We start from the raw sequence: 8623 nt of genomic DNA on the forward strand, positions 1-8623 counted from the left end.
GCCGCCGCTGTCGGCGACCAGCCGCATGCCCAGCACCAGCGCTTCGATTTCCTCCTGGCCGAACATCAGCGGCGGCAGCATGAAGCCGGGCCGCATCACGTAGCCGACGCCAGGTTCGCCTTCGATGGCGGCGCCCTGGGCCTGCAGGCTGGCGATGTCGCGGTACAGCGTGCGGATGCTGACGCCGGTTTCGGCGGCCAGCACATGGCCGCTCACGGGACGCCGATGGCTGCGCAGCACTTGCAACAGCGTGAGCAGGCGTTCGGAGCGGGACATGCGGGGATCGTGTCGGTGGTAGCTGCGGCGGGAGGCGCCGTCGCCGGCGCTCAGGCCAGCGCGTTGCGCATCAGGGTGCGCAGGTTGCAGTCGGCCTGCCAGCCGATGCGCTCCTCGCTGCTGGCGGCCAGCGCGGCCAGTTCGGTGTCGCTTTGCGCGGACTGGGCCAGCACCAGCCGGTGCGCCAGCCCGGCGTCCGGCAGCATGGTGCCGAAGAAGGCCACCAGTTCGTGGTGCTGGATCAGCAGGGTGGGGAAGTTGTCGACGTCAAGGTCGCCCACGACGTCGGCATGGTCCTCGATGTCGATCCAGACGAACAGCTTGTCCGGGTGGCGCCCGGCCACGTCCTCGAACGTGGCGCGGTAGGACGCGCAGGTGCCGCACCAGGCCGCGCACAGGCAGGCCACGATCCAGCGGTCGCCGGCCAGGGCGGCGGCGATCTCCTGGCGATTGTCGGAATTGAGGGTCAAACTGTGCATGGTATTGGTCGGCTAACGGCGGCCTCTGCGCCTAAGGGTCGTATTCTACATCCCCGCGCGGGGTCGCGCCTGCCAGCCCGGCAGGTTAAAATACGCCATGCCTATTATTCTTGCCATTGAAACCTCCTCCGAACTGGCCTCCGTCGCGCTGCTGCGCGGCGGGAGCGTCATCAGCCGCGTGTCCTCGGGTGTGCGTACCCATTCGCAATCGGTGCTGCCGATGATACAGGAACTGCTGGCCGAAGCCGGTATCGCCTTGAAAGACTGCGACGCCATCGCCTTCGGCTCCGGTCCCGGTTCGTTCACCGGCGTGCGTACCGCCTGCGGGATCGCGCAGGGCCTGGCCTTCGGCGGCAACCTGCCGGTGGTGCCGGTGGTCACGCTCGACGCGATGGCGCTGGCCTGCCATCAGCGGCACGGCGCCGCCGAGGTGCTGGCGGTGCTCGATGCGCGCATGGGCGAGGTGTACTGGGCGCAGTATCGCTTTGCGGACGGCGCGGCGCCGGTGCCGGTGCTGCCGCCCGCGCTGTCGGCGCCCGAGGCCGTGCGGCCCCAGGGCGCGCCGGTCGCTTGCGGCAATGGCTTGTCGGCCTATGCCGAGGCGTTTGCCGGCGGCGGCTTTGCCGAGGTGATGCCGCATGCGGAGCAGGTCGCGCAGCTGGCGGCCATCGCGCTGGCGGCCGGCCGGACGGTGACGGCGGCCGAGGCGCAGCCGCTGTATTTGCGGAACAAGATCGCCTACACCCAGGCCGAGCGGCGCGACATGGCGGCCGCCAAGGCTGCCGAGGGTGGCGCATGAAGCAGGCGTGGGATCTGGCGCGGCTCAACTACGAGCCGATGCGGCAGGCCGATTTGCCCGATGTGGTGGCGCTGGAGGAGAGCGTTTATCCGCATCCCTGGAGCCTGACCAACTTCGTCGATTCGCTCAACAGCAATTACGAGGCGTGGGTGCTGCGCGACCAGCAGGGCGATTTGCTGGGCTATTTCCTGCTGATGGCGATCGTCGACGAGGCGCATTTGCTCAACGTGGCGGTGTCGGCGGAGAGGCAGGGGCAGGGCCTGGGGCGCTTCCTGCTGAACCAGGCCGTGGCCTGCGCGCGCGGGCTGGGCATGGAGTCGGTGTTGCTGGAGGTGCGGCCATCGAACACGCGGGCGCTGGAGATTTATGAGCGCTACGGATTTAAACACATCGGTCGGCGCAAGGGCTATTACCCGGCCGCCAATCAGCAACGCGAGGACGCAATCGTTATGCGGTTCAGTTTATGATGGCCCGGAGCGCCGTGTTCCTCGATGAGATGGGCGTGGGCGTGCAATGGAAATTGCGCAATCCTCCCGTGGCCGGCGAACCTGTCGAGCAGGATGTGCAAGGCGAGGAGCCGATGCCGGTGATGGCTGAAGCGCCTCCTGCGCGCAGCGTCGAGCCGGCACCCGTGGCTGACGCGCCGCCGTCGCCAGCCCCAGCGCGGGAGCCCGAGCCTAGGCCCGCGATGGCCACCGCGCCATCGCCCGCACCGGCCGTCGCGGCATCATCCGCGCCGGACGCCATGCCATCGCCCGCACCGGCCGCCATGCCATCGCATGCGTCGGCCGCCGTGCCATTGGCCGCACCGGCCGCCGCGCCGAACGAGCCGACCGCCGCGTCCGGCGACGACTCCACCGCCTGGTTCGACGAAGCGCCCGCGCCAGCGCGCGCGGAGCCGGTCGGCGACGAGGCCGTCGCCGCCATGGACTGGGCCGAATTGAAAGCCGCCGTCGCCACCTGCACGCGCTGCAACCTGTGCGAGACGCGCCGCAACGCGGTGAACGGCCGCGGCGCCGCCAACGCCACATGGATGGCCATCGCCGCCGCGCCGACCCGTCTGGACGAGAAGGAAAACCAGTCCATCGCCGGCGAAGCGGGGCAACTGCTGGACAACATGCTGAAGGCCATCGCGCTCAAGCCGGAGCAGGACGTCTACGTCACCCACCTGGTCAAATGCCGTCCCTCCGACGCCGACGGCGCCGATCGCGCACCAACTGGCGAGGAGCTGCTGGCCTGCCGTCCGTTCCTTGACCGCGAGCTGGCGCTGACCGGCGCGACGATGGCCATGACCTTCGGCCAGTACGCCGCCAAGGGGCTGATGATGGGACCGGCCGCGCGCGGCAAGGTGATGCGCTACGGCGCCGCCGAGCTGCCGGTGGTGGCCACCTACCACCCGGACGACCTGCTGCGCCGGCCGGAAGACAAGGCCAAGGCCTGGGGCGACCTGTGCCTGGCCAAGGCCGCCCGTGACTAGCCAGTCGCCCGCCGCGCCCGCGAGCCCGTCCTCATCCGGGGCGCTCGCCGGGCACGCGCCGGCGGACAGCTATCAACTCCGCTTCGAACAGCGCTGGGGGCACCTGACCCGCCCGCACGTGCGCGCGCTGGCCTGGCTGCTCGACGCGCCGGACCTGCTGGACCCTGCCTCGCCGCACTGGCAGGGCCGCATCGCCACGCTGGGCGCCATATCGCCGGAGACGGCAGCCTGGCTGGCCGCGCTGGAGCAGGACCCGATCCCGCTGGACGCCGCCCTGGGCCCCCGCCACTACTCGCGCCTGGGCCTGTACGCCGAAAAACTGATGGCCTTCTACTTCGCCGAGCACGGCCGGCTGGTCGCGCACGGCCTGCAGGTGCGCGCCAGCCGCAACGACACCGTCGGCGAATTCGACTTCCTGCTGCGCGACGGCGACGACCTGGTCCACCTGGAATTCGCCACCAAGTTCTACCTGCTCGACGCCAGCGACGCCGGCGCCGACTTCAACGGCCTGATCGGCCCCAACCTGGCCGACACGCTGGGCGCCAAGATGCGCAAGATCTTCGACAAGCAGCTGTCGCTGGCCAGCCACCCGGCCGCGCAGCCCTTGCTGCCGCAGCCGGTGGCGCGCGCGCAGGCGCTGGTCAAGGGCTGGCTGTTCTACCCGGGCGGCGAGGGCGCAGCGCCCATGCCGGGCATCTCGCAACCGCACTGCAACGGCTTCTGGATCACGCTGCAACAGGCCGCAGGCCTGCACGGCGACCGCTACGCCATCATGCCGCGCCTGCACTGGCTGGCGCCGTTGAAGACGCCGCTGGACTCCACCGCGATGAACAAGGACGAACTGCTGGCCGCGCTGCACGACCACATGGCGCAGGTATCCGCGCCGGTGATGGTGGCGGAGTTGGAACAGCAAGGGGAATGGCTGGTGGAGCGCAGCCGGGGCTTCGTGGTGCCCGACGATTGGCGCGCCCAAGCCGCGCAGCGCCGCCAGGACGGGGCGCTGCCGGCTTAGTGCAAGGTCAGTGTTTCAGCTCGCCGATCAGCGCGACCGAATCGAACTCGCGCTGGTTGGCCGCATGCTTGCGCATGATGAAGAACATGGTCCCGGCCAGGAACAGGCCGAACAGCACGATGATGACATCCAGGTTCAGGTGGCCGCGCAGCATCAGCGAGTACATGGCCAGCATGGTCAGGATGGACAGGTTCTCGTTGAAGTTCTGCACCGCGATCGAATGGCCGGCGCTCATCAGCACGTGGCCGCGATGCTGCAGCAGCGCGTTCATCGGCACCAGGAAGAAGCCACCCAGCAGGCCGACCAGGATCAGCAGCGGATAAGCCAGCGCCACCGATTTCACCAGGGTCATGCTCATGACGATGACGCCCATGGCGATGCCCATCGGGATCACGTTCAGCGACTTGCGCAGCGAGATGAAGCGCGCCGACAGCACCGCGCCCAGCGCCACGCCGATGGCGACCACGCCGACCAGGCTGGTCGACTGTTCATAGCTCAGCTTGAGGGTGCGGTTGGCCCACTCCAGCACGATGAATTGCAAGGTCTGCGCGGCGCCCCAGAACAGCGTGGTGACGGCCAGCGAAATCTGCCCCAGCTTGTCCTTCCACAGCAGGCCGTAGCAGTTGGCGAAGTCGGTGATCAGCTTGATCGGGTTGCGTTCCTGGTGGCCGTAGACGCAGCCGGTGTCCGGAATGCGGGTGTTGAACAGCGCCGCCAGCATGTAGATGCCGACCACCACGCACAGCGCCGCCTCGGGCGGGGTGTCGATACCGGTGTCAATCAGCGGGAAGTCCAGGCCCAGCAGGAAGGACGAGACCTGTCCACCGACCAGCTTGCCGCCCATGACGGTGCCGAAAATGATCGACATCACGGTCAAGCCTTCGACCCAGCCGTTGGCCGCGACGAGTTTCTCTGCGGGAAGTAATTCGGTCAGGATGCCATATTTGGCGGGCGAATATACGGCGGCGCCGAAGCCGACCAGCGCATACGCGAGCAGCGGATGAACGTGGGCGAAGATCAGCAGGCAGCCGGCAACCTTGATCAGGTTGGAGATGAACATGACCTTGCCTTTGGGCATGGAGTCGGCGAAAGCGCCGACAAATGCAGCCAACAGCACGTAAAACAGCGTAAAGGAGAGCTTCAGCAGTGGCGTGATCCACGCCGGGGACTTCATGGTGACTAGCAGGTCGATCGCGACAAAGAGCAGCGCATTGTCCGCCAATGACGAAAAGAACTGCGCTGCCATGATGGTATAGAAACCACGATTCATTCTGGGATGCCTGAAAACTTATCTGGCTTGCTTTATACCATGCTTTGATCGTATCCCCAAGAATTGAGCCATGCGGATCGGCCGCCGCACGGTAAAATACGGCCTTCGCCATTTTGCTCACATTGCTTATGTCCAGGCCTATCGCTGCAACCATCCACGTCGACTCCATGAAGCACAACCTGGCCTGCGCCAAGGCCCAGGCGCCGGGCGCCAAGGCCTGGGGCGTGGTCAAGGCCAACGGCTACGGCCACGGACTGGAGCGGGCGATGCGCGGCTTCGCCGACGCCGACGGGCTGGCGCTGGTCGAGGTCGACTACGCCGTGCGGCTGCGCGAACTGGGCTGGAAAAAGCCCATCCTGCTTTTGGAGGGTTTCTTCGGTCCGGCGGACCTGAACACCATGGCCGGCTACGACCTGCAGGCCGCCGTCCATTGCAACGAGCAACTGGCGTGGCTGGAGGCGGCGCAAGCCGGACTGGCGGCGCGCGGCATCAAATTTGACCTGCATCTGAAAATGAACAGCGGCATGAACCGGCTCGGCTTCATGCCGGACGTCTACGCCGCCGCCCACGCGCGCCTGAGCGCCATGGCCTGTGTGCGCAGCATCACCATGATCACCCACTTCGCCAACGCCGACGACGCCGAGCATCCATTGCTGCCGATCGCCGAGCAGGTGCGCCGCTTCGAGCTGGGCACGGCCGGGCTGGCGGGCGCGCGCAGCCTGTCCAATTCGGCCGGCGTGCTGATGCACCAGCAAACCCTGCGCAACGACTGGATCCGTCCCGGCATCATGCTGTACGGCGGCTCGCCGGGCGGCGCCACGGCGGCATCGTTCGGCCTGGAGCCGACCATGACGCTGACCAGCGAGATCATCGGCATCCAGCACATCGTGGCCGGCGACGTGGTCGGCTACGGCAGCCGCTTCCAGGCCGAGGGTCCGATGACCATCGGCGTGGTGGCCTGCGGCTATGCGGACGGCTATCCGCGCAGCGCGCCGATGGGCACGCCGGCGCTGGTGGACGGCGTGCGTACCCGCCTGGTGGGTCGGGTGTCGATGGACATGTTGACCGTGGACCTGACCGGCCTGCCGTCGGCGCGCGTGGGCAGCAAGGTCACGCTGTGGGGCCGCGGCATGCCGATCGACGAGGTGGCCGAGGCGGCCGGCACCATCGGCTATGAGCTGATGTGCGCGCTGGCGCAGCGCGTGCCGGTGCAGGAAGGCTGAGCGGATGGCCAAGGCTAAGACCAACTACACCTGCAGCGAGTGCGGCGGCACGGCCACCAAGTGGACCGGACAGTGCGCCTCCTGCCAGCAGTGGAACACGATGGTGGAGACCGTCATCGAGACGGGCGGCAACAACCGTTACTCGCAGCCGCAGCACTTGTCGCTGGCGCAGACCGCGCCGGTGCTGTCGCTGGCCGACATCGACGCCATCGACGTGCCGCGCTTCGGCACCGGCATCGAGGAGTTCGACCGTGTGCTGGGCGGCGGACTGGTGGCGGGCGGCGTGGTGCTGATCGGCGGCGATCCGGGCATCGGCAAGTCGACCCTGCTGTTGCAGGCGCTGGCCAATGTGTCGCACCTGAAAAAAGTCCTGTACGTCAGCGGCGAGGAATCCGGCGCGCAGATCGCGCTGCGCGCCAAGCGGCTCAACATCGACGCCCGCGACCTCAAGCTGCAGGCCGAGATCCAGCTGGAGAAAATCCTCGGTACGCTGGCCGACCTGAAGCCGGAAGTGGCGGTCATCGACTCGATCCAGACCGTGTACTCGGACGCGCTCAGTTCCGCGCCCGGTTCGGTGGCGCAGGTGCGCGAATGCGCGGCGCAACTGACGCGCATGGCCAAGCAGACCGGCGTCACCATCATCCTGGTCGGCCACGTGACCAAGGAGGGCGCGCTGGCCGGCCCGCGCGTGCTGGAGCACATCGTCGACACGGTGCTGTACTTCGAGGGCGACAACCATTCCAGCTTCCGCCTGGTGCGGGCGATTAAGAACCGTTTCGGCGCGGTCAACGAGCTGGGCGTGTTCGCCATGACGGAGAAGGGCTTGAAGGGCGTGTCGAATCCGTCGGCGCTGTTCCTGTCCCAGCATGACAACCAGGTGCCGGGTTCCTGCGTGATGGTGACGCAGGAGGGCACGCGTCCCTTGCTGGTCGAAATCCAGGCGCTGGTGGACGCCAGCCACCTGCCTAACGCGCGCCGGCTGTCGGTCGGTCTGGAGCAGAATAGGCTGGCGATGCTGCTGGCCGTGCTGCACCGGCACGCCGGCATCGCGGCCTTCGACCAGGACGTGTTCATCAACGCGGTGGGCGGCGTGAAGATCACCGAGCCGGCGGCCGACCTGGCGGTGCTGCTGGCGATTAATTCGTCGATGCGCAGCAAGCCGCTGCCGCGCGGCTTCGTGGTGTTCGGCGAGGTCGGGCTGGCCGGCGAGATCCGTCCGGCGCCGCGCGGGCAGGAGCGCCTGCGCGAGGCGGCCAAGCTGGGCTTCTCGACGGCGATGATCCCGACCGCCAACGCGCCCAAGCAGCCGATCGAGGGCATGACCATCATCGCGGTCGATCGCATCGACGATGCCTTCAATAAGCTGCGCGAAATCCAATAACGTTGTATTGTTACGTGTTGTAATTGGTAATACTGAATAATTAGTAACTGAATACGTACAAAGGAACAGGATAGTGTCAGTTGATCAAAGGTCGGTCGCGCGCAAGATCGTGCGGGCCAAGGCGGTGGTGGCGATGGACGGCATGCCGCCGATGCAGGGGCGCACCATCGACATCAGCGCCCATGGGTTGTCGCTTAACTTCGAGCATAAGCTGGAGGCCGGGCACATGGGACAGTTGTCGTTCGAGCTGTTCATCGACGGCAAGGCGCAGGTGCTCACTTGCCGGTCCAAAGTCACGTATTGCATCTTCAGCGGCGATCATTTCAAGATCGGCTTCCAGTTCCTTAACATGGATTCCATCACCACCAGCGCCGTCAACAAGTTCCTGCGCTAGGTCCGACGTAGCGTGCTCTCGGGCGGATCGGGCGCTGCGCCTGCACTTGTTCGAGCGCGTGCGCCAGCCAGCCGACGCAACGGCCCAGCGCGAACAGGATGAAGGGCGCGTCGTCCGGCAGTTCATGGGCGGTGGCCAGCGCGGTCAGCGCGAAATCAATATTCGGCAATTCCCCCGCCTGCGCTTCGGCCGCGGCGGCGAGGGCCGCGTGCGGCTGCAATTCCGGCAATAACTTCAGCAGGGCGCGGGCGCGCGGGTCGCCTTCCGCGTAGAGCTTGTGGCCGAAGGCGGGCAGCGGGCGGCCGCTGGCCA

At 67.2% G+C, this 8623-nt stretch carries 11 protein-coding genes; 7 read left to right on the forward strand and 4 right to left on the reverse strand.

The window, feature by feature from the left end:
* Positions 1-276 (reverse strand): YafY family protein (locus HUX88_RS31550; RefSeq protein ID WP_176364338.1); only part of this gene is annotated, 276 nt, incomplete at its 3' end.
* 50 nt (positions 277-326) lie between these two features.
* Entirely contained in the window at positions 327-755 is a 429-nt protein-coding gene (locus HUX88_RS31555; RefSeq protein WP_176364339.1) for a thioredoxin family protein, read from the reverse strand.
* Between the two features lie 97 nt (positions 756-852).
* On the opposite strand from HUX88_RS31555, the gene tsaB reads away from it, so the two are divergent.
* Genes tsaB through HUX88_RS31575 form a run of 4 tightly spaced genes read left to right on the forward strand, consistent with a single transcriptional unit; the run spans position 853 to position 4043 of the window.
* Positions 853-1554, forward strand: coding sequence for a tRNA (adenosine(37)-N6)-threonylcarbamoyltransferase complex dimerization subunit type 1 TsaB (gene tsaB, locus HUX88_RS31560; protein WP_176364340.1), 702 nt, complete (start codon positions 853-855; stop codon positions 1552-1554).
* Positions 1551-2021 (forward strand): ribosomal protein S18-alanine N-acetyltransferase, encoded by a 471-nt coding sequence (gene rimI, locus HUX88_RS31565; protein ID WP_117009855.1) that lies wholly within the window; start codon positions 1551-1553, stop codon positions 2019-2021. The genes tsaB and rimI overlap by 4 nt, the downstream gene beginning before the upstream one ends.
* Positions 2018-3031 carry a uracil-DNA glycosylase gene (locus HUX88_RS31570; protein ID WP_176364341.1) on the forward strand — a complete coding sequence of 338 codons (1014 nt, stop codon included), beginning with the start codon at positions 2018-2020 and terminating at the stop codon, positions 3029-3031. The genes rimI and HUX88_RS31570 overlap by 4 nt, the downstream gene beginning before the upstream one ends.
* Complete coding sequence (locus HUX88_RS31575; protein WP_373886868.1) at positions 3024-4043, forward strand: DUF1853 family protein; 1020 nt, start codon at positions 3024-3026, stop codon at positions 4041-4043. Before HUX88_RS31570 ends, HUX88_RS31575 begins: the two co-directional genes overlap by 8 nt.
* Before the next feature lie 7 nt (positions 4044-4050).
* On the opposite strand, the gene lplT is transcribed toward HUX88_RS31575, so the two are convergent.
* Positions 4051-5313, reverse strand: coding sequence for a lysophospholipid transporter LplT (gene lplT / locus HUX88_RS31580; RefSeq protein WP_117009858.1), 1263 nt, complete (start codon positions 5311-5313; stop codon positions 4051-4053).
* A 128-nt stretch (positions 5314-5441) separates the two neighbouring features.
* Here lplT and alr point away from each other — a divergent pair, with 128 nt between their 5' ends.
* The 3 genes from alr (at position 5442) to HUX88_RS31595 (ending at position 8311) form a co-directional block, all read left to right on the forward strand.
* Positions 5442-6536: an alanine racemase gene (gene alr / locus HUX88_RS31585; protein WP_176364342.1), complete on the forward strand. Its 1095-nt coding sequence runs from the start codon at positions 5442-5444 to the stop codon at positions 6534-6536.
* 4 nt (positions 6537-6540) lie between these two features.
* A complete protein-coding gene (gene radA, locus HUX88_RS31590; RefSeq protein WP_117009860.1) occupies positions 6541-7917 on the forward strand; it encodes a DNA repair protein RadA in 1377 nt (458 codons plus the stop codon).
* Between the two features lie 73 nt (positions 7918-7990).
* A complete protein-coding gene (locus HUX88_RS31595) occupies positions 7991-8311 on the forward strand; it encodes a PilZ domain-containing protein (protein ID WP_117009861.1) in 321 nt (106 codons plus the stop codon).
* On the opposite strand, the gene HUX88_RS31600 is transcribed toward HUX88_RS31595, so the two are convergent.
* The coding region (locus tag HUX88_RS31600) for a citrate/2-methylcitrate synthase (RefSeq protein WP_301549506.1) at positions 8292-8623 on the reverse strand (332 nt) is incomplete at its 5' end. The two genes, HUX88_RS31595 and HUX88_RS31600, sit on opposite strands and share 20 nt — an antisense overlap.

This window comes from Duganella sp. BJB1802 (assembly GCF_013369445.1).
Classification (GTDB): domain Bacteria; phylum Pseudomonadota; class Gammaproteobacteria; order Burkholderiales; family Burkholderiaceae_D; genus Rugamonas; species Rugamonas vulcania_A.

Coding starts and splice junctions, on each gene's coding strand:
- radA (WP_117009860.1), top strand. CDS start 6,541: ATGGCCAAGGCTAAGACCAACTACACCTGCAGCGAGTGCGGCGGCACG.
- HUX88_RS31570 (WP_176364341.1), top strand. CDS start 2,018: ATGATGGCCCGGAGCGCCGTGTTCCTCGATGAGATGGGCGTGGGCGTG.
- tsaB (WP_176364340.1), top strand. CDS start 853: ATGCCTATTATTCTTGCCATTGAAACCTCCTCCGAACTGGCCTCCGTC.
- lplT (WP_117009858.1), bottom strand. CDS start 5,313: ATGAATCGTGGTTTCTATACCATCATGGCAGCGCAGTTCTTTTCGTCA.
- HUX88_RS31555 (WP_176364339.1), bottom strand. CDS start 755: ATGCACAGTTTGACCCTCAATTCCGACAATCGCCAGGAGATCGCCGCC.
- alr (WP_176364342.1), top strand. CDS start 5,442: ATGTCCAGGCCTATCGCTGCAACCATCCACGTCGACTCCATGAAGCAC.
- rimI (WP_117009855.1), top strand. CDS start 1,551: ATGAAGCAGGCGTGGGATCTGGCGCGGCTCAACTACGAGCCGATGCGG.